Origin of the sequence: Pseudomonas sp. NPDC077649, from assembly GCF_044542855.1 — a bacterium.
Classification (GTDB): Bacteria; Pseudomonadota; Gammaproteobacteria; order Pseudomonadales; family Pseudomonadaceae; genus Aquipseudomonas.
Genome location: NZ_JBITVF010000004.1, coordinates 189,160 through 215,186 on the forward strand (window position 1 = coordinate 189,160; position 26,027 = coordinate 215,186).

28 protein-coding genes are annotated in these 26,027 nt (G+C 66.8%); 24 read left to right on the forward strand and 4 right to left on the reverse strand.

Annotated elements, in window-relative coordinates; genetic code table 11:
- Positions 1-184 precede the first annotated feature (184 nt).
- From ACIGFL_RS14495 to ACIGFL_RS14590, 20 genes are all read left to right on the forward strand, one after another.
- Positions 185-1,282: a phage protease gene (locus ACIGFL_RS14495; RefSeq protein WP_397497653.1), complete on the forward strand. Its 1,098-nt coding sequence runs from the start codon at positions 185-187 to the stop codon at positions 1,280-1,282.
- Between the two features lie 3 nt (positions 1,283-1,285).
- Positions 1,286-1,693 carry a hypothetical protein gene (locus tag ACIGFL_RS14500; protein ID WP_397497654.1) on the forward strand — a complete coding sequence of 136 codons (408 nt, stop codon included), beginning with the start codon at positions 1,286-1,288 and terminating at the stop codon, positions 1,691-1,693.
- Between the two features lie 14 nt (positions 1,694-1,707).
- Positions 1,708-2,598 carry a Mu-like prophage major head subunit gpT family protein gene (locus ACIGFL_RS14505; RefSeq protein WP_397497655.1) on the forward strand — a complete coding sequence of 297 codons (891 nt, stop codon included), beginning with the start codon at positions 1,708-1,710 and terminating at the stop codon, positions 2,596-2,598.
- Between the two features lie 12 nt (positions 2,599-2,610).
- Positions 2,611-3,132: a hypothetical protein gene (locus tag ACIGFL_RS14510; protein WP_397497656.1), complete on the forward strand. Its 522-nt coding sequence runs from the start codon at positions 2,611-2,613 to the stop codon at positions 3,130-3,132.
- A 2-nt stretch (positions 3,133-3,134) separates the two neighbouring features.
- On the forward strand, positions 3,135-3,650 hold the full coding sequence (locus ACIGFL_RS14515) for a gp436 family protein (protein ID WP_397497657.1): 516 nt from the start codon (positions 3,135-3,137) through the stop codon (positions 3,648-3,650).
- Positions 3,650-4,090 (forward strand): hypothetical protein, encoded by a 441-nt coding sequence (locus ACIGFL_RS14520; protein ID WP_397497658.1) that lies wholly within the window; start codon positions 3,650-3,652, stop codon positions 4,088-4,090. The genes ACIGFL_RS14515 and ACIGFL_RS14520 overlap by 1 nt, the downstream gene beginning before the upstream one ends.
- The gene (locus ACIGFL_RS14525) at positions 4,087-4,308 is read left to right on the forward strand and encodes a hypothetical protein (protein WP_397497659.1); all 222 of its coding nucleotides are present in this window, start codon (positions 4,087-4,089) and stop codon (positions 4,306-4,308) included. The genes ACIGFL_RS14520 and ACIGFL_RS14525 overlap by 4 nt, the downstream gene beginning before the upstream one ends.
- Before the next feature lie 11 nt (positions 4,309-4,319).
- A complete protein-coding gene (locus tag ACIGFL_RS14530; protein ID WP_397497660.1) occupies positions 4,320-5,087 on the forward strand; it encodes a hypothetical protein in 768 nt (255 codons plus the stop codon).
- 3 nt (positions 5,088-5,090) lie between these two features.
- Positions 5,091-5,597 (forward strand): DUF6631 family protein, encoded by a 507-nt coding sequence (locus ACIGFL_RS14535; RefSeq protein WP_397497661.1) that lies wholly within the window; start codon positions 5,091-5,093, stop codon positions 5,595-5,597.
- 373 nt (positions 5,598-5,970) lie between these two features.
- On the forward strand, positions 5,971-6,177 hold the full coding sequence (locus ACIGFL_RS14540; RefSeq protein ID WP_397497662.1) for a Com family DNA-binding transcriptional regulator: 207 nt from the start codon (positions 5,971-5,973) through the stop codon (positions 6,175-6,177).
- Entirely contained in the window at positions 6,147-6,941 is a 795-nt protein-coding gene (locus ACIGFL_RS14545; RefSeq protein ID WP_397497663.1) for a DNA adenine methylase, read from the forward strand. The genes ACIGFL_RS14540 and ACIGFL_RS14545 overlap by 31 nt, the downstream gene beginning before the upstream one ends.
- A 79-nt stretch (positions 6,942-7,020) precedes the next feature.
- Complete coding sequence (locus tag ACIGFL_RS14550; RefSeq protein ID WP_397497664.1) at positions 7,021-10,461, forward strand: phage tail length tape measure family protein; 3,441 nt, start codon at positions 7,021-7,023, stop codon at positions 10,459-10,461.
- 1 nt (position 10,462) lies between these two features.
- Positions 10,463-11,599, forward strand: coding sequence for a hypothetical protein (locus tag ACIGFL_RS14555; RefSeq protein WP_397497665.1), 1,137 nt, complete (start codon positions 10,463-10,465; stop codon positions 11,597-11,599).
- The gene (locus tag ACIGFL_RS14560; protein ID WP_397497666.1) at positions 11,599-12,507 is read left to right on the forward strand and encodes a hypothetical protein; all 909 of its coding nucleotides are present in this window, start codon (positions 11,599-11,601) and stop codon (positions 12,505-12,507) included. The genes ACIGFL_RS14555 and ACIGFL_RS14560 overlap by 1 nt, the downstream gene beginning before the upstream one ends.
- Before the next feature lie 108 nt (positions 12,508-12,615).
- Entirely contained in the window at positions 12,616-14,217 is a 1,602-nt protein-coding gene (locus ACIGFL_RS14565; protein WP_397497667.1) for a hypothetical protein, read from the forward strand.
- Positions 14,207-15,028, forward strand: coding sequence for a phage BR0599 family protein (locus ACIGFL_RS14570; RefSeq protein ID WP_397497668.1), 822 nt, complete (start codon positions 14,207-14,209; stop codon positions 15,026-15,028). The genes ACIGFL_RS14565 and ACIGFL_RS14570 overlap by 11 nt, the downstream gene beginning before the upstream one ends.
- Positions 15,029-15,030: 2 nt before the next feature.
- Entirely contained in the window at positions 15,031-15,261 is a 231-nt protein-coding gene (locus ACIGFL_RS14575; RefSeq protein ID WP_397497669.1) for a hypothetical protein, read from the forward strand.
- An 8-nt stretch (positions 15,262-15,269) separates the two neighbouring features.
- Positions 15,270-15,497 (forward strand): hypothetical protein, encoded by a 228-nt coding sequence (locus ACIGFL_RS14580; RefSeq protein ID WP_397497813.1) that lies wholly within the window; start codon positions 15,270-15,272, stop codon positions 15,495-15,497.
- A complete protein-coding gene (locus ACIGFL_RS14585) occupies positions 15,481-17,643 on the forward strand; it encodes a hypothetical protein (RefSeq protein WP_397497670.1) in 2,163 nt (720 codons plus the stop codon). Before ACIGFL_RS14580 ends, ACIGFL_RS14585 begins: the two co-directional genes overlap by 17 nt.
- A 115-nt stretch (positions 17,644-17,758) precedes the next feature.
- On the forward strand, positions 17,759-18,349 hold the full coding sequence (locus ACIGFL_RS14590; RefSeq protein WP_397497671.1) for a helix-turn-helix domain-containing protein: 591 nt from the start codon (positions 17,759-17,761) through the stop codon (positions 18,347-18,349).
- Positions 18,350-18,504: 155 nt separating this feature from the next.
- On the opposite strand, the gene ACIGFL_RS14595 is transcribed toward ACIGFL_RS14590, so the two are convergent.
- Complete coding sequence (locus ACIGFL_RS14595) at positions 18,505-19,101, reverse strand: DUF6436 domain-containing protein (protein ID WP_397497672.1); 597 nt, start codon at positions 19,099-19,101, stop codon at positions 18,505-18,507.
- A gap of 111 nt (positions 19,102-19,212) precedes the next feature.
- On the opposite strand from ACIGFL_RS14595, the gene ACIGFL_RS14600 reads away from it, so the two are divergent.
- On the forward strand, positions 19,213-20,154 hold the full coding sequence (locus ACIGFL_RS14600; RefSeq protein ID WP_397497673.1) for an alpha/beta hydrolase: 942 nt from the start codon (positions 19,213-19,215) through the stop codon (positions 20,152-20,154).
- Positions 20,155-20,346: 192 nt separating this feature from the next.
- On the opposite strand, the gene ACIGFL_RS14605 is transcribed toward ACIGFL_RS14600, so the two are convergent.
- On the reverse strand, positions 20,347-21,114 hold the full coding sequence (locus tag ACIGFL_RS14605; protein WP_122109684.1) for a hypothetical protein: 768 nt from the start codon (positions 21,112-21,114) through the stop codon (positions 20,347-20,349).
- A 114-nt stretch (positions 21,115-21,228) separates the two neighbouring features.
- On the opposite strand from ACIGFL_RS14605, the gene ACIGFL_RS14610 reads away from it, so the two are divergent.
- Positions 21,229-21,852, forward strand: a complete 624-nt coding sequence (locus tag ACIGFL_RS14610) for a 2OG-Fe(II) oxygenase (protein WP_122109683.1) — start codon at positions 21,229-21,231, stop codon at positions 21,850-21,852.
- Between the two features lie 13 nt (positions 21,853-21,865).
- Here the strand turns inward: ACIGFL_RS14610 and ACIGFL_RS14615 are convergent, their stop codons facing one another.
- Positions 21,866-22,402 (reverse strand): DUF6160 family protein, encoded by a 537-nt coding sequence (locus tag ACIGFL_RS14615; protein WP_397497674.1) that lies wholly within the window; start codon positions 22,400-22,402, stop codon positions 21,866-21,868.
- 199 nt (positions 22,403-22,601) lie between these two features.
- On the opposite strand from ACIGFL_RS14615, the gene ACIGFL_RS14620 reads away from it, so the two are divergent.
- On the forward strand, positions 22,602-23,096 hold the full coding sequence (locus ACIGFL_RS14620; protein ID WP_397497675.1) for a DUF523 domain-containing protein: 495 nt from the start codon (positions 22,602-22,604) through the stop codon (positions 23,094-23,096).
- Between the two features lie 72 nt (positions 23,097-23,168).
- Here the strand turns inward: ACIGFL_RS14620 and serA are convergent, their stop codons facing one another.
- The gene (serA, locus tag ACIGFL_RS14625) at positions 23,169-24,398 is read right to left on the reverse strand and encodes a phosphoglycerate dehydrogenase (protein WP_122109680.1); all 1,230 of its coding nucleotides are present in this window, start codon (positions 24,396-24,398) and stop codon (positions 23,169-23,171) included.
- Positions 24,399-24,579: 181 nt separating this feature from the next.
- Between serA and ACIGFL_RS14630 the strand changes: the two genes are divergently transcribed.
- A complete protein-coding gene (locus ACIGFL_RS14630) occupies positions 24,580-25,971 on the forward strand; it encodes an FAD-binding oxidoreductase (protein WP_397497676.1) in 1,392 nt (463 codons plus the stop codon).
- Positions 25,972-26,027: the final 56 nt, after the last annotated feature.

The window sequence follows — 26,027 nt, forward strand, 5'->3', positions numbered from 1 at the left end:
TTTGGGGGCTGCCGTTGTATGCGTACGGACGCTTCTTGCCGTTTCCGGGGCTGTTTGGGCGTTTATAAACACGGTGGGCGGGCTGGCAGTGGTTCACCTTCGCGCGAACCGGCGAAAAACACCTGCCGCAAGATTTTTGCCCCGTCAAAATTACTTCCCCGCCCGGCGGCGCCAAGCTGCCGGCATGAACAGAAAACGCCTCCCTCTCGCCGTAGCACTCGCCGCCTGCAGTTACTCGCTGGGCGCGGTCGCTGACGACAACACCATCTGGCTGCAGGTGACCCCCGCGGGTCACTTCAAGCCGGCGGATGGTCGTGAAATCAAGGTGCCGTCCTGGCATATCAACCAGGCGGTGGCCAGCAAGGTGATCGAGCGCTTCCACTCCACCAAGACCAAGCGCGTGGTCGACTACGAGCACCAGACCCTGCGCAAGGAAGAGAACGGCCAGCCCGCCCCCGCTGCCGGTTGGTACCAGGCGCTGGAATGGCGCGAAGGCCAAGGCCTGTTCGCCCAGGTGCAGCTGACCGCCCGCGCCGCGCAGTACATCGCCGATGGCGAGTACCAGTATTTCTCCCCCGTGTTCCTTTACCACCCGACCACCGGCGACGTCCTGGACGTGCAGATGGGCGCGCTCACCAATGCCCCGGCAATCGACGGCATGCAGGAACTCAGCCTGCGCGCCGCGGCGTCGTTCGGCTGTTTCGATGACTCTCCAGAGGAAAACCCCGTGAACCCACTGCTGCTGGCGCTGATCGGCGCCCTCGGCCTGGCCGAGAACACCACCGAGGAGCAGGCAGTCGCCGCGCTCTCCGCCCACACCACCAACCTGCGCACGCTGCTGGGCCTGGACGACAAGGCCGGTGGCGAAGCGATGCTCGCCGCCTGCACCGGCCTCAAGGCCAAGGCCGCCGCCAGTGTCGACCCGGCTCAGTCCGTACCGCTGTCGGTTGTCGATGGCCTCAAGGCCGAGCTGGCCGCGCTGACCGCCCGCCTGGGCGAGCGCGACGAGAAGGATCTCGACGGCCAGATCGCCGCCGCTCTGGAAGACGGCCGCCTGCACAAGACCATGGAGGGCTGGGCGCGCGAACTCGGCAAGAGCAACCGCGCAGCGCTGACCGCCTACCTGGACAAGGCCGCGCCGATCGCCGCGCTGGGTGGCAGCCAGACCCGCGGCCAGCCGCCGGTCGAGGACGAGAAAACTGGCCTGACCCAGGACGAGCTGGCGGTTTGCTCGGCCATGGGCCTGACCGCCGAGCAGTTCAAAGCCGCGAAGGAGGCCTAAGCGATGGCAGCCCTGACCAAAGACCGCAACACCGCGCGCCGTGATGGCGTGCAGTTCTCCGACCCGGTAGCCGCTGCCACCCGAATTTTCGCGGGCTCGCTGGTGTGCCTGAACGCGGCCGGTAACGCCGTACCCGGCTCCACCGCCACCACGCTGAAGGCGCGCGGCGTCGCCCAGGAGCAGGTCGACAACTCGGCCGGCGCGGCCGGCGACCTGCGCATCGAGACCCGCCGCGGCGTGTTCCCGTTCGCCAACAGTGCCGCGGCCGACGAGATCACCCGTGCCGATATCGGCGCCAGTGCCTACATCGTCGACGACCAGACGGTCGCCAAGACCGATGGCACTTCCACCCGCTCGGTTGCCGGCATCATCCGCGATGTGGATGACGCAGGCGTCTGGGTCGAAATCTAAGGAGCAAGACTCAGATGATCATCAACCGCGCAAACCTGAACCTGCTGTTCACCGGCTACAAGGCCTCTTTTCAGAACGCCTTCGCCGGCGTCAAGCCTGACTTCATGCCGTTCACCCTGGAGGTGAACTCGGTCAACTCCGTCGAGCAGTACGGCTGGCTGGGCAACAGCACCGCCTTCCGCGAATGGCTGGGTGACCGGGTGATCCAGAACCTGGTGCTGCATGACTACAGCATCAAGAACAAGTCGTTCGAGAACACCGTGGGCGTGCCCCGCGAGAACATCGAGGACGACAGCTTCGGGATCTTCAATCCGCTGATGGGTCAGCTCGGCCAGGACGCTGCCAGCCATCCCTCCACGCTGATCTATGACTTGCTGGCGGGCGGTTTCGCCAGCAAGTGCTACGACGGCCAGTTCTTCTTCGACACCGACCACCCGGTGACCAATCAGGCCGGCGCGGAAGTCAGTGTGAGCAACTTCCAGGGCGGCGCCGGTACCGCCTGGTACCTGCTGGACACCAGCCGGGTGATGAAGCCGCTGATCCTGCAGAAGCGCAAGAACTACAACTTCGTCTCCATGGACAAGGAGACCGACGAGAACGTGTTCATGCGCAAGGAGTACATCTATGGCGTGGACGCCCGCCTCAACGCGGGCTACGGCTTGTGGCAACTGGCCTATGGCTCCAAGCAGACCCTCGACGCCGCCAGCTTCAACGCCGCCTACGCGGCCATGCAGGCCATGACCGGCGACAAGGGCAAGAAGCTGGGCATCAAGCCGACCCTGTTGGTTGTGCCGTCGACCCTGCGCACCCAGGCTCTGGAGATCGTCCAGGCCGAGCGCGGTGCCAACGGCGCCACCAACATCAACCGCAACGCCGTGGACGTGCTCGTCACGCCGTGGCTGTAAGGGGGGTGATGCATGGCGCGTAAGTCGACCACCCAGAAAGCAGACCAGGCAGCCGCTGCGGCTGCCCCTGCGGCCGCCGAACAGCTGGCCACCCAGCCGGCGGCACCTACCGACAACGCTGCGTCGACCGAGGTGACCGCCCCGACCAGCACTGAACAACCCGTGAAAGAAGCATCCGTTCTGGAGAACGGTTCCATGGGGCAGGAAGCCCCGACCTATACCGACCAGGCCGCAGCCGATGCCGCGGCCACCACCAGTCAACCGGCATCTGCCGCGCCCGAGGCGTCTGTGGGCGATGCCGCTGCACCTGGTGATGACGACGACCAGGACGACGACGGCGATATCGAAGGGCTGTGGATCACCGCCATCCCCGAGCAGGGCTTCCGCCGCTGCGGCTATCGCTTTACCCGGGAAGGCTTCGGCATCGCCCTGGACGCGCTGACGGCCGAGCAGATCGAGCAGCTGGAGAACGAGCCCAACCTCAAGGTTGAGCGCGGCATCTTCTCCGGCCGTGTCGGCGACCGCGTGAACTGACCATGCAGTACATCAGCCTCGACGACCTGGCCGAGCGCCCCGGTGCCCGCGAGCTGGCCCAGGTGGCCACCCCGGAGCATGCCAAGCAGGTGGCCACCGACCTGATGGAAGCCACCCTGCGCGGTGGTGACCGCAGCGCGTGGCCGGCCGACCAGGTCGCCGTGGCCGATGATGCCCTGCAGCGCATCCAGGACGCCGTCACCGAGGCCGAAAGCCTGATCGACGGCTACCTGGCCAAGCGCAGCTATCCGCTGCCGCTCAGCCCGGTGCCGAAGCTGGTCACCGGCTGGGTGCGCGATATCGCCCGCTACCTGCTGCACAAGGACCGCGGCGGCAAGGAAGACAGCGACCCAATCGTGCGCAACTACAAGGACGCGCTGAAGTTCCTGGGCCTGATCGTCGACGGTAAGTTCGGCTTGGGCGGCGAGGATCCGATCGCCAGCAACCCGAACCAGCTCGACGTGCGCTTCGAGTCCGCACCGAGCGTGTTCGATCGCACCAGCAGGCGGGCATTCTGATGAGCTTCGCGCCCCTGGATACCTCGTTGATCGAGCAGCGCCTGCGCGAGCAGGTGCCCGAGTTCGAGGAGGTCAATGGCGCCGCGGCCTATCACACGCTCAAGGGCCTGCAGGATTTCCGCACCGGCACTTGCTACGTGGTGCTGGCCGCCGAGAGCAACCCGGCCGCCGACGGTGGCCAGCCGCGCCGCAAGGCCGCCGCTTCGGCAGTGTTCGGCGTGGTGATGTGCACCAGGAACTACCGCGATCCGCACGCGGAAGCGGCCATGGACGAGGCCACGATTTTTGCCGGTAAGGGCCGCGAGGCGCTGATCGGCTGGACACCAGGCAACTGGTCCCCCTGCATCTGGCTCAAGGGCCAGGTGCTCGATAGCGATCAGGACCGCGTGCTCTGGATCGACGTTTACCACACCACCCACGTACTAGGGGGCACCCCGTGAGCAAGCAACCCGAAACCGCCGCCAAACCCGCCGCCAAACCCGCCGCCAAGCCCGAGCTGTTCAGGGTGAAGCTGCTCAAGGAGCACAAGCACGGCGGTGATCCGATGCCGAAAGGCGCCACCATCTCGGTCACCGCACCGGAGCGCGACTTTCTGCGCAAGCATGGGGTGATCGCATCTGAAGCCACCACCGAAGCCGCCGCTCCGGCAGCCGAATAACGAGGTGAACCATGTCTGAGAAGTACTACTACGGCCAGGGCAAGTTCGAGCTGGCAGAGATCACCGCCGGCGTTGTCGGCGCCTATATCTGGCTCGGCGACGTGTCCGAACTCACCGGCCAGTTCGGTGAAACCCGCATCCAGCACCGCGAGTCCTTCAGCGGCAAGAAGTCCATGGCGCGTGATTTCGGCATCGAGCGGGGCATGACCTGGAACGCCACCCTGCATCAGCTGGACGTGGACAACGTCGGCCGCTTCACCCTGGCCAAGGCCAGCTCGACCAGCGCCGGTACTGCCTCGGCCGAGGAGTTCCCCAACCCGACGGCCAACGGCGACAAGATCCTGCTCGACAACATGAACGTCAGCGACCTGGTGATCACCGACAGCCTGACGCCGACCCCGGCCACTCTGGTCGAGGGTACCCACTACATCTACGACGTCTTCGGCGAGGTCGAGATCCTGGCGCTGCCCACCTCGCCTGCGCCGACCCAGCCGCTGCTGGCTGCGTATTCCTACGGCGCCACCAAGCAAGCGGCCTTCCTCGCCGGCGAGGACAAGTACTACTCGCTGCGCTACAAGGGCGTGAACCTGGCCGAAAACGGCGCGCAGTGCATGGTGGAGCTGTACAAGGTGTCCGCCGGCCTGCTGCAGTCGCTCTCGCTGATCACCAGCGGCAACCAGTTGGCCGGTTCGCCGGTGACCTTCAGCTCGCTGATTGACACCAGCAAGCCCGCCACCGGCGACCTCGGCCAGTTCGGCCGCTACATCGAGCTGGTGTAACGCATGGCCAGGAGGAAGAGCGGTGTCATCAAGGCGCCCGAGGCCCGCGCTGCCGAAGGCGCCAACGACCTGCAGGTGATGCACCCCAACCTGGTGGCCCCGCTCAACGGCCGCCAGGTGACGGTGCGCGAGTATGGCTTCGTCGAGGGCCTGCGGCTGCAGCCGCTGCTGCAGCCGTTCCTGGATGGGCTGTACGAGCTGGTGAGCGCAAATTCGATTCCGGCGCTGGATCAGATCATCGCGCTAATGGCCCGCAACAAGGACGCAGTACTCGAAGCGGTGGCCGTAGCGGCCGATGTCGAGCTGGAGGAGCTGCAGAGCCTCAAGAGCCAGATCGAAGGCCGTAACCTGCTGACGTACTGGTGGACGGCCAACGGCCCTTTCTTCTATCGCTGCGTCCTCGACCGGATTCGGGCCGAGCGCGAGGTGGCAAGGCTCCGCGCTGGAGCGACGTCTACGCTACCCTCGTCCGGGCCGGCTACGGCGACATCGAGCGAATCGGCCGGCTGACGCAGCGCCAGATACTGCTGCTATATGAGACCGAGCGCCGCCTGCGGCGCCAGGAACGCGCCGAGGCGCTGATCGACATCAACCAGGCGTTTGCCGGCGGTGAGGCTGCCGAGAAGCACCTGAAGAAGCTGACCCAGTAGGAGGCACCATGAAACAGGCCATTGCCGAATTGCAGCGCACCACGGCGACCGAGTGCCGTGAGGCGATCGAGCAGCTGCAGGAGCAGGCGCCCGACGCAGCAAATTGATGGAAGAAGGGCGCCTGGCCCTGGTGCGCTAACACCAGGACCAGGCGCCGAACAGGCAATACCGTGCCAGCCCAGCCAAGGCCCTCCGCTCACGCGCGAGCCAGGCGAGCCAGGCGAGCCTAGCAAATGGTAAAGGTGTTGCCGAGAGTGAAAGACTTACGTTGTGGCGGTTGTCACCGGTTGCTGGCCAAGGTTGGCCGGTTCGATGTGTTGCAGATCAAGTGCCCGCGTTGCCGGGCCATCAATAACGTGAAGGCCGAGAGCCTCCCCACAGCGCCGACCAGCGCTGGCCAGGAGGCCTCATGCAAGCCCAACCCATCATCCCCTGGATAGGCGGCAAACGCCGTCTCGCCGATCGCATCTTCCCGCTGTTCCCGCGCCACAGCTGCTACGTCGAACCGTTCGCGGGTGGCGCGGCGCTTTACTTCCTGCGCCCGGTCCCGGCCGAGGTCGAGGTGCTCAACGACATCAACGGTGATCTGGTCAATCTGTACCGAGTCGTGCAGCACCATCTGGAGGAGTTTGTCCGCCAGTTCAAGTGGGCGCTGAGCAGCCGCCAGGTGTTCAAGTGGCTGCAGGAGACGAGGCCCGAGACGCTGACTGATATCCAGCGGGCGGCGAGGTTCTACTACCTGCAGCAGAGTGCCTTCGGTGGCCGGGTGGATGGCCAGAGCTACGGTACCGCCACGACTCAGCCGCCAGGCCTCAATCTGCTGCGGATCGAGGAGGCGCTGTCGGCCGCGCACCTGCGGCTGAGCAACACCTATATCGAGCACCTGAGCTGGGCTGAGTGCATTCGCCGCTACGACCGGCCGCATACCCTGTTCTATTGCGACCCGCCCTACTGGCAGACCGAGGGCTACGGTGTGCCATTCGGATTCGAGCAGTACGAGGAGATGGCCGAGCTGATCGGCAAGATCAAGGGCAAGGCCATCATCAGCCTCAACGACCACCCCGATATCCGCCGGGTATTCAGTCGGTACCACATCGAAAGCACGGATATCACCTACACCGTTGGCGGCGGCAAGGGCAGCGAGGCGCGCGAGGTGCTGATCTTCAGCTGGGATATCGCAGCCGAGCCAGCCGGTCTGTTCTAGCGGTTTTTGCCTCGTCAAAATTACATCCCGCCTCGCGCGCGCGAGCATGTCGGCATCCCTCCCATCTGGATGCTGACCGATGAAAAACCGCGGCGATATCGAGTTTGCCCTGCGCCTGCGCACTGACCTGGAACAGGGTCAGCGCGAGCTGCAGGGGCTCGCCGAGTCCGTCGAGGAGGTCGGCGCCGCGGCCGCCACCAGCAGCACCCAACTCGGCCAGGTCGGCGAGTCCGCCGAGCAGCAGGCCGCGCGCATCCGCGTTATGGTCGAAGCCAGCCTGCAGCAGCAGGCCGCCGCCGATGCCCTGGCCAGTAGTGTCGAGCGTGGCAACACCGTTGCCCAGCAGGCCAACACCACCTGGCAGCGCACCGCCGCGGCGCAGACCGAGGCGATGAACGCCTACCACAATGCCGAGCGCGCAGCCGAGCAGAAGGCCCAGGCCGACGCCCGCGCTGCAGAGGCAGCCGCCCAGGCCGCCGCTGCGGCGGAGAAGGAGGGCCAGGAGCTGCAGCAGCTGCTGGGCAAGATAGACCCGGTGATCCGCAAGCTCGACGAGCTGGATAACATGGAGCAGCAACTGCGCCGCGCGCGCAGCTCGGGCCAGATCGACCTGGAGGCCTTCGACGAGTTCAACGCCAAGCTGCAGGCGCAGCGCGCCGCGCTCACGGGCACGTCCGACACAATGCGCGCTGCCAGCATCAGCGCCGGCCAGTACCAGCAGGCGATGCGCCAACTGCCGATGCAGATCACCGACATCACCACCAGCCTGGCCAGCGGCATGCCGATCTGGTTGGTGGCGGTGCAGCAAGGCGGGCAGATCAAGGATTCGTTCGGCGGCTGGGCCAACGCCGGCCGAGCGTTGGTCAGTACCATCAACCCACTGACCCTGGCGATCGCCAGCGTCACCGCCGCCATCGGTGCCACGGTGATCGCCGCCGTCCAGGGCGCGGCTGAGACCTACGAGTATGAAAAGGCCATTGCCCTGACGGGTAACTCAGCCGGCATCACCTCGGACCAGCTGGCGGCCATGGCCCGTCAGATCGATGGCGTTTCCGGTACCCAGCGGCAGGCGGCCGCAGCGCTCGCCGAAGTAACCGCCGCCGGCAAATTCACTGCCAAGCAGATCGAGCTGATCGCCACCACGGCCGTGGTGATGGAGAACAGCATCGGGCGCGCCGTCAGCGCCACGGTCGACGAATTCAAGCGCCTGGCCGAGGAGCCGGCCGAGGCCTCGGCCAAGCTCAACGAGCAGTACAACTACCTCACCCTGGCCGTATACGAGCAGATCGCCGCCCTGGAGGCTCAGGGCGACCAGGCCGGCGCGGCTCAGGTGGCCATGGAAGCGCTGGCTGAAGCGATGCAGGGTCGTGCCGCCGATATCGCCGGCAATCTCGGTCTGGTCGAGTCGGCCTGGGAGGCCGTCAAGAACGTGGCCGCCGAAGCCTGGGATGCCATGCTCGATATCGGCCGCGCTGACACCCTGGAGGACAAGCTCGCCGCCATCGCCCAGCAGCGCCAGGCGGCGATGTTCGGTGTGCGCGGCGATCGGCCCGGCGCCGGCATCGATCCCGCCCTTGAGGCGCGCCTGCAGGCCGAGGAGCAAGGCCTGCGCGAGCAGATCCGCCTGCGCGACGAGCAGGCCAAGCAGGAGGGCGAAGCCGCCGCGGCCAACCGCGAGGCGATCGCCGCCACCCAAGAACGCACCAAGGCCGCCGACGCCTTCGTCAAAGGCGCCGAGGCGCAGCTGCAGAGCCTGCAGAACCTGACCAACGTCGAGCGCGCGCAGCGGGTGATGCTGGAACAGAACATCGAGGCCACCAGCGAGCTGGGCCAGCGCATGCTGGCTGCGGCCGAGGCCACCGATCAGCAGCGCGCCGCCAATGAGGCCGAGGCGGATGCCAAGCGCAAGTCCACCGAGGAGCAGCGTAAGGCCAGCCAGGCGCTGCGCGAGCAGGAGCGCGCCGCCCAGGCCGCGCTACGCGCCACCGAGCAGAGCATTCGCCAGCAGCTGAGCTACGTGGAGGGCCTAGAGGATCAGGCGGCCAAGCTCGGCCTGACCGCCGCTGAGGTGCGCCAGTACGAGCTGGCCGAGAAGGGCCTGGCCAACGCCATGCTTGATCGCGCCCAGGCCGCCCTGGTGCTGATCGATGCCGCCGAGGCCCAGCGCCAGGCTGATGCCAACGCCCGCACCAATGTCGGCCTGGAGGCCGAGTTCCTGCGCGCCGCCGGGCGCGAGACCGACGCTGCGCTGCTGGAGATCCGCGCCCGCTTCGATGGCATGCGCGCCGAGTTCGAGCAGGTCGGCAACGAGGCCGGCCTGGCCTGGCTCGACAAACTGATCCCGGTGGCCGAGGCCAAGGTGCGCGTGGACGACGTGCAGCGCGAGATGGCGCGCATCCAGGGCGAGCAACAGCGCCAGGAGCAGTCGGTGAACGTGCAACAGGACGCCGGGCTGATCACCGAGTTGCAGGCACGCGAACGCATCCTGGAGATCCATCGGCAGACCTATGCCGAGCTGGAGCAAATGAAGCCCGTCCTAGCGGAACTTGCTCAACAGCCTGGCGCAGTTGGTGAAGCAGCATCTCGTGCATATGCAGAGCTAGAGGCTCAGCAGCAGCGCCTGCTCGCCACCACCACCAAGCTGCAGGAGACTCTGCGTGAGGGCATCACCTCCGGCCTCACCGAAGCCCTGACCGGCCTGGCCAACGGCACGATGACGCTACGCGACGCCGTCACCGCCCTCGGCCAGAGCGTGCTCGATGCGCTGACCCGGATGGCCGCCGAGAACCTGGCGCAGTCCATCGCGGGCGGGGTTATGGGGCTGTTCGGCGGTGGCGGTGACCAGGGCGCAGGGCTGGCCACTGGCGCCGCGGCGGTCACCACCTCGGCCGGCGCGCTCAGCGCCGCCGGCGCAACGCTTCTTACTGGCGCCGCCGCCATCCAGGCGGCGGCAGCCAGCCTGGCCGCTGCCAACGCAGGATCGGCCGGCGGTGGCGGTGGCGCTGGTGGCTTGGGCGGGCTGTTGTCCGTGTTCAGCGGCGGCGGTGGTGCCGGCGGTGCCAGCACCTACACCGGCGCCTTCGGCTTCGCCGAGGGCGGCAAGGTCAGGGGCCCCGGCACGCCGACCAGCGACTCCATCCTGGCCGCGCTCTCCACCGAAGAGGTGGTGATCCGTGCTGCATCTGCAATGCAGCCTGGAGCCACTGACTTCCTGCTCGACTTCAACGCCCGCGGCATGCAGGCGCTGTACGACTGGGCCTTCCAATCCGCGTACCACCACAGCACCGGCGGCCTGGCCGGCGTGCCAGCCCCCGCACTGGCGTCGCCAAGCCTGGGCAACACCCGCCTGGCCGAGCCGGCCAAGGGCATGGGTACCAGCCTCAAGACCAACGTGAACCTCTACGCCGTGCAGCGCCCCGAGGACGTGGCCGGCATGGCCTGGGGCAAGGCCGGCCAGGAGCACTTCATGGTTTACCTGCAACAACACGGCGCCGAAGTGCGCCAGCTACTGGGGCTCTGACATGCCACACAAAATCGGCTTCGTCGACAACAGCAACGGCCTGTGGGCCCACTACAACATGCTGGCGCAGATCCGCCACGTCGCCGGCGGCTTCGGTGACCTGGGCGCCATCGGCTATGCCGGCACCGGCAATGGCACGCTGACCAGCGTCGAGGCAGCGCCCGCTGCGGTGACCGAGACCTGGACCGTCACCTGCACCGCCGCCGCGGCCAATGGCGGTACGTTCTCGGTGGTCGGGTCGGTATCCGGCGCCCAGGCCGACGCAGTGGTGGGCACGCCCTACGATAACGGCCTGATCAAGTTCACCCTGGTCGACGGCAGCGCGGACTTCGTTGTCTCCGATGCCTTCACCATCCCCGTCACCCAGGGCGCCGCCTCGGCCGCCAATGCCGAGTGGGAGGTGCTGCGTTACGACACCGTCTCGGCCAACCGCGCGATGATCCTCAAGGGCAAGGGCTACACCGGCGAGGAGGAGATCTTCGTCGGCTTTCGCACCTACCAGGACGCCGGCGCCGACTACTACAACCTGGCCGCGGCCGGCTTCACCGGTTATGTCGCCAGCAACACGTTCGACACCCAGCCCGGCGCCATGCTCTCCGGCGTGCCGGCGCACAACAACCGCATCGACTACTGGCTGACGGTAAACCCGCAGCGCATTGCCCTGGCGATGAAGGTCGGCACGCCGGTGTACGAGAGCTGCTACGTGGGCAAGTTCCTGCCCTATGCCCGGCCGAGCCAGTACCCGTACCCGGTGATCGCCGCCGGCATGCTCAGCGGTACCCCGGCCACTCGATTCAGCGATACCAGCCATTCGATTCCCTACAAGGGCAATCGGGACAACATGCGCCAGCGCTTCGTCGATGGCACTTGGAAGCAACCGGAATGCTGGCCATGGAACAACGCCTATGTTGCTGGAGGAACGGCCCAGCAACGCGAGACCGGTACGAATTATCCGCTGCTGGCCGTGGTGCTAAGCGACGCCTCGGGCGTCTACGGCGAGTTGGAAGGTGTTCGGCAGATATCCGGCTTCAACAATGCGGTGGAGAACACCCTGGTGGTCGATGGCAAAACCTGGGTGGTGATCCAGGACGTCTGGCGCACCGGGTTCAACGACTACTATGCGCTGAGGATGGATTGATGGCGTACTACTCGGGATCTGCCAACAGTTTGGCCGACATCCTATCGGCGCTGCAGGCCGCATGTATAGCGCATGGATGGTCTGTCGTTGGGGGCGGCAATGTACTGCAGAAGGGCAGTGCTTACGTCGCCGTCACGGTTTCAGGGAACAGCCTATTCGTGCGCGGCGGTACGGGTGTTTCGGGTACTACTGTAAGCGGTGCGTCGCCATACAGCGTCCGGTTAGGGGAGTTGAATTCCAGCGTAGCGCTGGCCTGGCCATCTAGTTACGAGATCTTCCTCTTCGAGGAGCCAGACGAAGTTTTTCTGGTGGTTAACAGTAACGTCGACCGTTACTACTGGTTGGCATTTGGGATCTCTGCGATATCGGGCGTACCAGGAACCGGGCTGTGGTTCGGCGCCACATCGTCAGATTCTACGGCTGGATCAATCTGGATTTCTGCTACGGGAGGTGGAACTGCAGAAGGTGGGCCGTTCCCCACGTCGGCCGCCCTTTTCTGGACCACAGTTTATGCACAGAACGCCTATATCCACCATGATTTCGACGGGTTGGGGTGGGGGCCAGGGAAGCCACAGAACTTGCTCACCACTATAGGCGCCCCTAATGCCGTCACCTGCGCGGCGCCTCACATCGAGCGCACACCCGCCTCTTGGAATGGCGAGTCGATGTTGATCCCCATCCAGGTTTTTGTGTGCCGAGCGAGCAGCAAGCGCTCGCTGGCCTGCGATCTTCTCAACGCGCGATATGTGCGTCTCAATAACTACGATCCAGGACAGATTCTCACGCTTGGGCCTGATCGCTGGAAGATTCTGCCCTGGTACAAAAAGAACGGCGCTGTGCCCAACGGCGGTAACGGTATCTCCCATACCGGTACGTTCGGCTGGGCTGTTCGATACGACGGGCCATAACCAATGGCCGTGCTCAGTGGTCTTTTGCCGCAATCTACCGTATGGCCTGACGCCAACCCGAACCTATCTTCAGATTTCGAGGGCTTCTCCGGCATCATCGGGTGGCCGGTGGGCGAGACGCTGGTCAGCGAGGCTCCTATTCAGCCGCTAGTCACTCACTGGCCGGTTGAGGCCAACGGTGGGGGGCTGTCTGGTGTCGCCGCCATCACCTACAGTGACGACTACTACCACCGCATCCACATCAACCCGCAGCAGCTCGACCTGGGCAACGTCGTGTCCGCCCAGACCACTCCGGTGTTGCTTTGGAACGCATTTCTGGAGAACCGCACCCTGACGGCGATCTCCGGGGTTGCCGAGGGGCTTTCGGTCAGCGGCCAGCCTGCGCCGCCGCTGCTGTTCCCAGCGCTGAAGGAGCTGAATTGGCAGGTCACCGTAACCCCGGATGGCCAGCCGGTGCTCGACACCGTGGTGGCGTGGGAGTTCGACAACGGCCGTTCGGCCGGCCTACGCATCAGCGCCAACCGCATCATCGCCTGGACCTTCGTGCCCGACTGGGGCGATGGCATCCGCGAGCGCCTGACGGCCTCCACCGATATCCTGCAGAGCGAGTCGGCCGCGAGCCAGCGCCGCCAGCTGCGCCTGGCGCCGCGCCGTGAGTTCAGCGGGCCGATGTATGCCGAGGGCCGCGAGCGGCAGTTGCTTGACCTGGCCCTGTTCGGCTGGAGCGATCGCATCTGGTCGATGCCGGTGTGGCCCGACATCCAGCTGCTGGCAGCCGGCATCGCCGCAGATGCCGACTTCATCCCCTGCAGCACCGAGCACCTGGACTTTCGCGACGGTGGCCTGGCCATGCTGCGCGGTGAGGATGCCTTCACCAGCGAGACGGTGGAGATCCTCGACGTACTGAGCAACGGCCTGCAGCTCAAGCGCAATACCCAGCAGGCCTGGCCGGCTGGCTCGCGGCTGTACCCGGCGCGCGCTGCGCAGCTGCTCGAGGAGCCGTCGCTGGCAAAACTCACCGATCGCCTGGCCGAGGCCGAGGTGCGTTTCCTGGTGGTCGAGGCCAGCGACTGGCCGGAGTGGCTGCCGGCCACCTTATATAGAGGACGGCCGGTGTGGGATCGGCGCCCGGATGACACCGACAACCTAACCCACGCCGCGCAGCGCCTGCGCTCGACGCTCGACAGCGGATTCGCCCAGCCGCTGATCACTGACACCGCTCGGCGGGCGCTGCAGCTGCTCGGCCAGCGCCACCTCGATCTCGGCCGCGAGGCGCGTGCCCTGGTGCGCTCGTTTATCTACGGCATGCGCGGCCGGCAGCAGGTGGTGTGGGTGCCGACCCATATGGATGACCTGACCCTGGTGGCCACCGTGTCCGCGCTGGCCACCACCCTGGATGTCGAGAACATCGGCTACACCCGCTTCGGCAACGGCAAGGCCGGGCGGCGCGATATCCGCATCGAGCTGATCGACGGCTCGGTGCTGATGCGCCGGCTGATCGGTTCGAACGAGCTCGACAGCCAAGTCGAACGCGTCGCCCTGGACAGCGCCCTGGGCGTCGAGGTGCAGCCGCACCAGGTCGCGCGCATCAGCTGGATGAACCTGATGCGCTTCGACAGCGATACCCAGGATATCGAGCACATGACCGACAGCGAAGGCGTTGCCGCCTGGGCAACGGTGTTTAGGGAGGAGCGTGACGATGAGTTTTGACAGCCGCGAGCATTCGCTCGCCAGTGGCGCGCCGATCCGTCTCTACGAGTTCAGCCGTGGCGTGCTGCGCTGGTTGTACAACAGCAGCGACCGCGATATCAGCGTGAGCACCCAGGTGTTTCGCACCCTGCGCGGCGGTATCAGCGATGACGGTCTCCGCCAGAGCGGGGTGAGCAAGCAAGATGCCTTCGTCATCACCGCGCCGGCCGACATCGAGGTCGCCCAGCCGTGGCGCGGCGGTAGGCCCAGTGCGGAGATCTACCTGCGCGTGCGCGATATGCACTATGGCGATGGTGAGATCGTCAGCCGTTTCACCGGCTCGATCGCCGGCGTCAAGTGGCCGAGGTTGGATAGCTGCACAATCACCTGCCAGGACATCGAGAGTTCCATGGACAGGCCGGGGCTGATCGATACCTACAGCCGCACCTGCACCACCACGCTGTATTCGCTGCAGTGCGGGGTCGATCGCAATGTGTACAGGGTGGAGACCACCATCCAGAGCCTGGACGGCCTCGCCATCAGCTCCGGTGCGTTTGCCAGCTACCCGGACGGCTGGTTCAACGGTGGCTACGTCGAGTGGTCGATCGGCTCCGGCGAGTTCGACAGCCGGCATATCGAGTCGCATGCCGGCTCGGTGCTGCAGCTGCTCGGCGGCGTGGCCGGGCTGGCGGCCGGGCAGGCGATCCGCGTGTACCCCGGTTGCGATTTCCTCGCCGGCACCTGCGATACCAAATTCGACAACCTCCCCAACCTCCGGGCCGTGCCGCATATGGACGGCAAGAGCCCATTCGACGGCGAGCAGGTGTTCTAGCCATGTGGGTACAGATCGCGATTTTGGTGGCGTCCTACCTCATCCAGTACGCCACCCAGCCCAAGCCCAAGAAACCGAAGCCGGCCGCGTTCGCCGATTTCGACTTCCCGCGCGCCGATGAAGGCACCGAGAAATCGGTGCTGTTCGGCCAGGTCTGGACGAAGGACTGGATGGTACTGAGCGTGCGCAACCAGCGTAGCCAGGCAATCAAGAGCAAGGGGGGCAAGAAGTGAGCGGCGAGCTGATCGTGACCATCCAGCACCTGCATACGGTGCCGACCTGGACCACCCGTACCGGCTACTGCGCCCGGCAGAGCCGCGCGTTCTTCGCCGAGCATGGCCTCGACTGGCTGGCGTTCGTCCGCGAGGGCATCGCCGCCGAGGTGCTGCTGGCCACCGGCAATGCGCTGGCCGCGCACCTGGTTGAGCACGCGCGCAACATGGAGGCCGCCAATGGGCAGCAAGAGTAAGTCGGTCACGGTCGGATTTCGCTATTCGTTCGACATTCATTTCGCCATCGGCAAGGCCATGGACGGCCTGCTGGCCATCCGCGCCAGCGGCAAGAATGCCTGGACCGGCAACGTCACCAGCAACCAGACCATCAACATCGACGCGCCCAACCTGTTCGGCGGCGACAAGGGCGAAGGCGGCATCCAGGGTCAGCTCGACGTGATGTTTGGCGAGGAGGATCAGCCGGTGAACAGTCGTCTGGCTGCTGCGCTGGGCGGCCTGGTGCCGGCGTTCCGTGGATTCTGCGGCGGCTTCTTCAGCGGCCTGGTGACCTCGATCAATCCGTACCCCAAGCCGTGGGAGCTGTTGCGCTACCGGCGCCTGAAGGGTTGGGACGGCGAGCCCTGGTACCCGGAGACCTGCGCGATCGACCTCTCTGGCGGGCAGATCCGGGCGATGAATCCGGCGCACATCCTCTACGAGACCTACACCAACCGCGATTGGGCCCGTGGCCTCGATCGCAGCTTGATGGACGACGCGGCGTTTCGCGCCGGCGCGCTCCAGTTGTTCAACGAGGGCTTCGGCCTGTGTCTGGAATGGAAGCGCTCGACGTCGCTCAGCGAGTTCCGCGACCAGATCACCGACCATGTCGGCGCCTATGTCGGGCCCGATCGGACCACCGGGCTGATCACCCTGACGCTGATCCGCGACGACTACGACGTCGAGACGTTGCCGCTGTTCGATGAGGACTCCGGGCTGCTGAGCATCGAGGAGGACGAGACCAGCAGCGCGCTGATCGCACCGAGCCAGCTGTTCGTCGAGTACACCGACGCCATCACTGGCGAGACCCGCCGTGCCCGCGCGATCAATGCGCCCATCGCCCAGGCTCAGGGCGGCCCGGCCGGCGAGGTGGTCAGCTACCCAGGCCTGCCGACCGCCGAGCTGGCCGGACGAGTCGCTGGGCGCGACATGCGCGTCAAGGGCAGCAACCTGCGCAAGTTCAAGGTGCGCCTCGACCGCCGCGGCTCGAAGCTCGGCCCGGCCAAACCATTCCGCGTGCGCTCGCTCAAACGCGGTATCGAGACCATCGTGCTGCGCGCTGGGCGGATCGAGGACGGCACCCTGGCATCCGGGGCGATCACCGTCACCGCCCTGGAGGATGTGTTCGGCCTGCCCTCGGCATCCTTCGTCGCGGTACCGCCCAGCGGTTACGTGCCGCCCGATCGCACGCCGCAGGCCGTCAGCCTGCGCCGGCTGATGGAGGTGCCGTATCGCGAGCTGGCCGGGCTGATCGACCCGGCCAACCTGGCGCTGGTGGACGTGACGGCGGCCTGGCTGTCGACCCTGGCAGCCAAGCCCACTGGCCTGTCGCTGAGCTACAACCTCACCACGCGACCAGGTGCCAGCGGTGCGTTCATCGATCGCGGTGTGGCCGACTGGTGCCCGACTGCACAGCTGGTGGGCGCGCTCAGCATCTCGGCCACCTCGGCCACCCTGACCGGCGGCGTCGACCTCGATCGCGTCACCCTCGGCCAGGCGGCGCTGCTTGATGACGAGATCGTGCGGGTGGATGCCATCGACCTGGTGACAGGCGCCATCACCCTCGGCCGCGGCTGCGCCGATACCGTGCCCGCTGCGCATGCCGCCGGGGCGCGGGTGTGGTTCTACGATGGCTTCGAGGGGGCGGACGAAACGGAGTACTCCTCGGGCGTCACCATGCAGGCCCAACTGCTGACCAACACCAGCATCGGCCAGCTCGCCCCAGGCCTGGCCGGCACTGACAGCCTGCTGCTGGGTGGGCGCCAGGGGCGGCCGTATCCGCCTGGGCAGCTCACCATCGGCAGCGGCAGCTGGCCGGCCAGCATCGAGGGCGACGTGGTACTGGCCTGGGCCCACCGCGATAGATTGGGACAGGCCGACCAGCTGATCGACACCACACTGAGCAGCATCGGCCCCGAGGCGGGCACCACCTACAGCTGCCTCCTCCTACGCGCCGACACCAGCGCGGTGCTCGATAGCGAGACTGGGATCAGCGGCACCACCGCAACCCTGACGACCACCTATGTGGGCCAGGTCATCGCCGAGGTGTGGTCGGTGCGGGGAGGGATTGAAAGCCAGCAGAGACAGCGGTGGCAGTTCGACCATTCGAACCCTCCACCGCCGTGAGTTTGGCAATTCAGTTGCCGTATGTGGAAGAATCAGCCCACAGCATTTATCGCGCACAGCGCTGCGGTTTTTCGCGCGGCGCTACACGCTGCGTCAGCAGATGGAGTGCCTGGCGGTGTTGCTGCCGAAGATGCTGGCGGCGGCCGGCGGCGAGTTGCCGCTGCTCGGCGTCGACTTCCGCCATGCCGCGCCCCGGCGTCTGCACGAGCACCGCCGCCTGCTCGGCGTCGAGCCGCGCTTCGCCCAGCCTCACGACGTGCTGATCCTGCCGCGCGCGCTGCTCGCCCGGCCGTCGCGCAGCGCCAGCCCGCGGCTGTTCGAGGTGCTCGGCGCGGAAGCCGAACGGCAGCTGGCCGAGCTGGTGGAAAACCGCTTGCTGGCCCGCGTGCGCTACTGGCTGGAGCTCAACCTGGGCGGCGCCGCCTGCAGCCTGGCGGCCTGCGCCAGCGCCCTGGACAGCAGCCGCGGCGCCTTGCAGCGGGCGTTGAGCGAGCAGGGCAGCAGCTTCCGCGCGCTGCACGACGAGGTGCGCCGGCTGCGCGCCCTGCGTCTGCTGGAGCAGGGCCTGGGTGTGCGCGAGGTGGCGCGGGCCTGCGGGTTCGCCGAGCTGTCGCCCTTCTACCGTGCCTTTCGCCGCTGGCAGGGCGGCACGCCGCGCGGCCTGTATCGCGCCACGGAGCAACTGGCGAGTGAAGAGCGTTCGTAGGGTGGGTTAGCGACGCCGGAAATGGATCGACAAACGCCGCGGAGGTGGTGCGTCGCGGAACCCACCAGGCGGTAGATCGTATTGCGCCGATGGTGGGTTACGCCGCGTCAAACAGGGCTAATCGACCGGTAAGCGCGACCGGCGGCTAACCCACCCTACGGTTGCTCGGGCCTCGTCAGTCGCTGGTCGGCCCAGTCGCAGAAGCAGCCTACCGCCAGGGTATTGCTGGCGTCGACTGTGCGTCCTGCGGCCAGGGCTTCGAGAATCGGCTCGATAAAGCTGTTGCTCGAGTTGCAGGTCAGGCCTTCGCTGTAGGGGCCGAAGTAGGCCAGCTGGCCCTGGGCGTCCCAGATCGCCACCGCCGGGCTGGCGGGCAGTGCGGCGCTGCCGGGCAGGGCCGCGATCGGCTTGAGCGCGGCCAGTTCGGCTGGCAGGCGGCCCTGGCTGCCGGGCTTCTGCACGGCATGGAACTCGACGCCGCGCGGCGCGTAGCGCGCGACCAGCTCGGCCAGGTGCTGCTGGTTGCCGACGTTGCACGGGCAGGCCGGGTCCCAGAAGTGCACCAGGCGGATCGCCCCGGGGCCGGCCAGTTCGGCCGGCAGGCGCAGCTCGGCGCCGGAAAACAGCGCGGCGCGCTCGTCGAAGGGGCGCAGGTAGCGCGCCTCGAACCACCAGAAGGCCAGCAGCATGCCGCCCAGCCAGACGAGGGCGAGCAGGGCGGCGAGCAGGGTCTTGGGCGAGGGACGAGGCATGGACGGCTGCGGGCGAAAAGGGTGTGTAGCTTGCCACGCCGCGTGCGGCAGCTGAAGATCGAGGTTTCGAGGAATGCCCCGCGGTTCGCGCCGCACTCTAGGGAAGGCCCCATGCCAGAGCCGTTTCGCCCCGAACAACTGCGCCCCCTGCTGCGACCCTTGGCCGCAGCGCGTCTGGAGCTGCCGGCGGTGCAGGCCTACCGCAGCTTCTACGGCCTCGACCTGGGCGGCCGCCACGCCGGGCTGGATCATCGCCTCGGCAGCTTCGCCGCCGCCGGCTACCAGATCGCCGTGCAGCTGTGGGCGCCGGCCGAGCCGCGCGGCACCCTGCTGCTGCTGCACGGCTACTACGACCATATGGGCCTGTACCGCCACGTGATCGACTGGGCGTTGGCGCTGAATCTGGCCGTGCTGGCCTGCGACCTGCCCGGCCACGGCCTGTCCAGCGGCGCGCGGGCCAGCATCGGCGACTTCGCCGAGTACCAGCTGGTGCTTGCCGGGCTGTTCGAGCAGGCCGCCGAACTGCAGTTGCCGCAGCCCTGGCATCTATGTGGACAGAGCACCGGCGGGGCGATCCTGCTGGACTACCTGCTGACCGACGGCAAACGCCCCGAGCTGGGCCAGAGCATCCTGCTGGCGCCGCTGGTGCGGCCGCGCGCCTGGGCCTGGTCGAAGCTCAGCTACCGCCTGCTGCGCCCCTTCGTGCGCGAGATTCCGCGGCGCTTCAGCGAGAATTCCAGCGACGCCGCGTTCATCGACTTCGTCCATAACCTCGACCCGCTGCAGCCGCGCAACCTGCCCACCGCCTGGGTCGGCGCCCTGGCGCAGTGGGTGCCGCGCATCGAGGCGGCGCCGCGCAGCGCGCACAGCCCGCTGATCGTGCAGGGCGAGGCGGACATGACGGTGGACTGGCGGCACAACCTCGAGGTGCTGCAGGACAAGTTCGGCCGGCCGAGCATCCTGCGCCTGCCCGAAGCGCGTCATCACCTGGCCAACGAAAGCGAGGCGCTGCGCCAGCGCTATTTCGATTTCCTGCGCGAGCATTTGGCGTAGGTTGGGCCGGGCTGCGATCCGTTGAGCGCAGCGAAGCCCAACGGGGAGTGCGCAGCGCTCCGCCCGGCGTCCGCCCGCCCAGCGATATACCGGCGGGCACCATCGCTGGGTTAAGGCGCAACGAATGGCTTCGGCGCATCGACCGCCGCGGCAGGCGCCTAACCCAGCCTAGCTGTCGTCTGCCTCGCCGCTTTAGATTCCCTGCGGCGCCGGCTCCAGCTCGGCCGTGCTCATGCCCACTGCCAGCCCGGCGCGCAGCGCTTGCAGGGCGGCCTGGTAGTAGGCCTGGCCGTCCGCCGACTGGGCGAATTCGACGAACTGCTCCAGCTCCGGGTCGCTCAGCTCGCGGTAGACGTGCAGCAGGGTGTTGTCCAGATCCTGCTCGATCTGCGCCATCAGGCGCTGGCGCTGGCCGTTGAGCAGGCTCTGCGCCTGGGCACCGCCGAGCAGGCCGGGGAGCATCTGGCTGAGGCTGTCGGCGGCGACGCCGGCCAGCGCCAGGCTGACCTCGGCGCCGGCCTCCTTGGCCGGCAGGGCCTGGGCCAGGTGCCGGATCAGCAGGCGCCGGGTGGCATCGGCCTCGCTGCGCGGCAGGCCGTCGGCGTAGCGCGCCAGCTGGTCGCTGCGGGTGGCCAGCTGCTCGGCGGCGACTATCTTGCGCCCCAGTTCGGACTGGAAGAAGGCCAGCGCCGGCTGCGGATCGGCCAGCTGCATGCGCAGGCTGTGCTGGGCGCGGCTGTCGATGGCGGCGGCGGCGAAGCGGCGGTTGCTGTTGTCCACCAGCGCCTGATACACCGCCGGCGGCAGGGTGCTGCGGTAGCGCTGCTGGGCGGCGTCGAGGGCCTGGTTGAAGTGCTCGCGTTGTTGCGGCCAGCCGGCCGCCTGGTACAGGCGCAGGTGGTCGTCGGCCAGGCTCGGCAGGGCCAGGCCGAACAGCAACAGGGCAAACAGAAGGCGCATCGAGAACTCCTTGGCAAACGGGCCTGGCCGTCCGCTGGGGGCAGCGGGCGGCTATTTTCGGCGGCCGGCCGGGGCTTGTCGAGCGGACTGACTGGCGCTGATACAATCGCCGCCATGACCGAATCCAGCCAGCACCACCTCTTCGCCAGCCTTATCGACGACCTCGCCAGCCAGGGCTGGTCGCAACGGGCGCTTTTCGCCCCTGAGCTTCTGACCCGCGAACTGGCCGCCGAGTGCCGCAGACGTGCACAAAGCGGCGAACTCAGTGCCGCCGGCGTCGGCCGCGGCAGCGCCCAGCAGGTGCAGGAGGGGATTCGTGGGGATCGCATCCAATGGCTGGAGCCTGGCCAGAGCCATGCCTGCGACCAGTATCTGCAGCTGATGGACGGCTTGCGCCGGGCGCTGAATCAGGCACTGTATCTGGGCCTCGAGGACTACGAGAGCCACTTCGCGTTCTATGCGCCGGGCGCCTACTACCAGAAGCACCTGGACCGCTTTCGCGACGACGACCGCCGCAGCGTGTCGGCGGTGTTCTACCTCAACGAGGATTGGCAGGCCGAGCAGGGCGGCGCGTTGCGCCTGTACCTGGCCGACGGCCGCGAGCATGACGTGCTGCCGCAGGCCGGCACCCTGGCGCTGTTCCTCTCCGCCGAGATGCCCCACGAGGTGCTGCCGGCCACTCGCGAGCGACTGTCGCTGACCGGCTGGTTCAGGCGCCGCGGTAGTGACCTGAGCTGAGGGTTTGCTCCGCTCAGTGGCCCCAGACCTTGATGGTGCCATTGATGTCGCGGATATCGCGCAGGGCGACGTTGCCGATGCTGGTGTCGCCGATATACAGGTCGCTGGCCACGCGGGCGCGGATCACCAGCTTGCCCAGCGGACCGAGCTGCTGGTTGATCGCGGTGAGGTTGGGCAGCTTGAGCTGCAGCTGGCTCTGGCCGTTGCCGCCCTTGACCACGTCCACCTCCAGGGTCGGCACCTCGATGCCGAGGATCGGCACGCTGGCGCCCAGCTGGGCCGGGCCCAGGGCATAGCCGTCGCAGTCGCTGGGTTTGAGGCAGCCGTTGTCGATCTTGACGTTGCGCAGCGACAGGCTGCCGCCGTCGTCCTGCCAGCGGATCTCGTCGATGCGCGCCATCAGGTCGAGGCGGATGCTGATGCCGGCCTGGCCGCTGATCTGGCTCAGGCTGGCGTCTTCGAGGGCGAGCAGGGCGGCCTGCGCGGACGGGGCGAGCAGCGCCAGGCCGCACAGCAGTGACAGGGCGAGCGGGCGAAACGGCTGGGACATGAGCGGGTACCTCCCTGGTTGGCCGCGCCAGTCTGCTGGGGCGCTGCCCGCTTGGCCACGGGGCAATGTCGCTTCCCGCCGAAGGATAGGCCGCCAGGCCCCGAAAACGGCGGCGTGCGGGCGCATTTCCGCGTGCCGGAGCGAGGGCTGACGGCGCTGTTACCGGCGGTTACTCTGGTGGCGGTAATGGAGAGAGTCGATGCAGAAGATATTGGTCAGTCGCTGCCTGCTCGGCCATCGGGTGCGTTACGACGGCGGCGCCCATGGCCCCTTCGACCAGCTGCAGCAGTGGCTGGACGAAGGGCGGGTGGTGGCGCTGTGCCCGGAGGTGGCCGGCGGCCTGCCGACGCCGCGGCCGCCGGCGGAAATCCGCGGCGGCCAGGGCGCCCTGGTGCTGGACGGACAACTGCCGGTGCTGACGGTGGAGGGCGCGGACGTCACCGCCGCTTTCGTCAGTGGTGCCGAACAGGCGCTGGCGCTGGTGCGCGAGCACGGCATCCGCCTGGCCCTGCTCAAGGCGCGCAGCCCGTCCTGCGGCAATCTGGAGAACTACGATGGCAGCTTCAGCGGCGTGCGCGTGCCGGGCGAAGGCGTGACCGCCGCCTTGTTGCGCCGCGCCGGGGTCAAGGTGTTCAACGAGGCGCAACTGGATGAGGCCGCCGCCGAGCTGGCACGGCTGGATGCTGGCCAGTAGCCCGGATGGCATCCGGGCGACGAACGAAAAAGGGGAGGCCGAAGCCTCCCCTTTTCGCTTGCTGCCGCGGGCTTAGAACAGGACGCGGCTGCGGATGGTGCCGTTGACGTGCTGGAGTTTTTCCAGGGCCAGGTCGGAGTACTCGGCGTCGACGTCGATCACCACGTAGCCGACCTTGTCGTTGGTCTGCAGGAACTGGCCGGAGATGTTGATGCCGTTGTCGGCGAACACCTTGTTGATCTCGCTCATCACGCCCGGCACGTTGGCGTGGATGTGCAGCAGGCGGTGCTTGCCCGGGTGCGCCGGCAGGGCCACTTCGGGGAAGTTGACCGAGGACACCGAGGTACCGTTGTCGCTGTACTTGACCAGCTTCTCGGCCACTTCCAGGCCGATGTTGGCCTGCGCCTCGGCAGTCGAGCCGCCGATGTGCGGGGTGAGGATCACCCGATCCAGGCCGCGCAGCGGGCTCTCGAACTCCTCGTCGTTGGACTTGGGCTCGACCGGGAACACGTCGATGGCGGCGCCGATCAGGTGCTCGTCCTTGATCGCCTGAGCCAGGTGATCCAGCTCGACCACGGTGCCGCGCGCGGCATTGATCAGGATGCCGCCCTTCTTCATGGCGCGGATTTCCTTCTCGCCGATCATCCACTGGGTGGACGGCAGCTCCGGCACGTGCAGGGACACGATGTCGCACAGGCCCAGCAGCTCGTAGAGGTCACCGATCTGCGTGGCGTTGCCCAGCGGCAGCTTGGTCACTGTGTCGTAGAAGTACACCTGCATGCCCAGGGCCTCGGCCAGCACCGAGAGCTGGGTGCCGATGGAGCCGTAGCCGATGATGCCCAGCTTCTTGCCGCGGATCTCGAAGGAGTTGGCCGCCGACTTGATCCAGCCACCGCGATGGCAGGAGGCGTTCTTCTCGGGGATGCCGCGCAGCAGCAGGATGGCCTCGGCCAGCACCAGTTCGGCCACCGAACGGGTGTTGGAGTAGGGCGCGTTGAACACGGCGATGCCGCGCTCGCGGGCGGCGTCCAGGTCGACCTGGTTGGTGCCGATGCAGAAGCAGCCGACAGCGACCAGCTTCTTGGCGCAGTCGAAGACCTCGGCGGTCAGCTGGGTGCGCGAGCGGATACCGATGAAATGGGCTTCGGCGATCTTTTCCTTGAGCTCTTCGCCCGACAGCGCGCCCTTGAGGTACTCGATGTTGGTGTAGCCGGCGGCCTTCAGGGTGTCCACGGCATTCTGGTGGACGCCTTCGAGAAGAAGGAACTTGATCTTGCTCTTGTCGAGAGAGGTCTTGCTCATCGGAGTACCTGTTGTCCCAGGGATGTTTTCAGGGAAGGGCCGAGAAACTCAGCCAGCGCCCGTAGATCGCTGCATGGCTCGATTCACGGGGTGCGTATGCTAGCATGTTCGCCTTTTTCAATGCTCGGTCGCGACCTGAATGGTTCTCAGGGCGACCATGAATCCTTTGAGAGTTCTGTAGATGACCACCTCTGCCCAGATCGAAGAGCTGAAGACCCTGGTTGAACCCGGCAAGGTGCTGACCGACGCCGATTCCCTCGAGGCCTACGGCAAGGACTGGACCAAGCATTTCGCCCCGGCGCCTTCGGCCATCGTCTTCCCCAAGAGCATCGAGCAGGTGCAGGCCATCGTGCGTTGGGCCAATGCGCACAGAATCGCCCTGGTGCCCTCGGGTGGTCGCACCGGGCTGTCGGCGGCGGCGGTGGCGGCCAATGGCGAGGTGGTGGTGGCGTTCGACTACATGAACCAGATTCTCGCCTTCAATGAGTACGACCGCACCGCGGTGTGCCAGCCGGGCGTGGTGACCAAGCAGCTGCAGCTGTTCGCCGAGGACAAGGGCCTGTACTACCCGGTGGACTTCGCCTCCTCGGGTTCCAGCCAGATTGGCGGCAATATCGGCACCAATGCCGGCGGGATCAAGGTGATTCGCTACGGCATGACCCGCAACTGGGTGGCCGGCCTGAAGGTGGTCACCGGCACCGGCGAGCTGCTGGAACTGAACCGCGACCTGATCAAGAACGCCACCGGCTACGACCTGCGCCAGCTGTTTATCGGCGCCGAAGGGACTTTGGGCTTCGTGGTCGAGGCCACCATGCGTCTGGACCGGGCGCCGAAGAACCTCACCGCGATGGTGCTCGGCACCCCGGATTTCGACTCGATCATGCCGGTGCTGCACGCCTTCCAGGGCAAGCTGGACCTAACCGCCTTCGAGTTCTTCTCCGACAAGGCCCTGGCCAAGATCCTCGCCCGCGGCGACGTGCCGGCGCCCTTCGACAGCGAGTGCCCCTTCTACGCCCTGCTGGAGTTCGAGGCGACCACCGAGGAGGTGGCCAACCAGGCCCTGGAAACCTTCGAGCACTGCGTCGAGCAGGGCTGGGTGGTCGACGGCGTGATGAGCCAGAGCGAGCAGCAGCTGCACAACCTGTGGAAGCTGCGCGAGTACATCTCCGAGACCATCAGCCACTGGACGCCGTACAAGAACGACATCTCGGTCACCGTCAGTCAGGTGCCGGCCTTCCTCAAGGACATCGACGCCATAGTCGAAGCCAACTACCCGGACTTCGAGGTGGTGTGGTTCGGCCATATCGGCGACGGCAACCTGCACCTGAATATCTTGAAGCCCGAGAACCTGTCCAAGGACGAGTTCTTCGCCAAGTGCGCGGTGGTCAACAAGTGGGTGTTCGAGACCGTGCAGAAGTACAACGGCTCGATCAGCGCCGAACACGGCGTGGGCATGACCAAGCGCGATTACCTGCACTACAGCCGTTCGCCAGCGGAAATCGCCTGCATGAAGGCGGTCAAGGCGGTGTTCGACCCGAACGGCATCATGAACCCCGGCAAGATCTTCGCCTGATCGACGCAGACGCCCGCTTTACAGCGGGCGTTTTCGTATCCGCCCTCGCGTCGGTT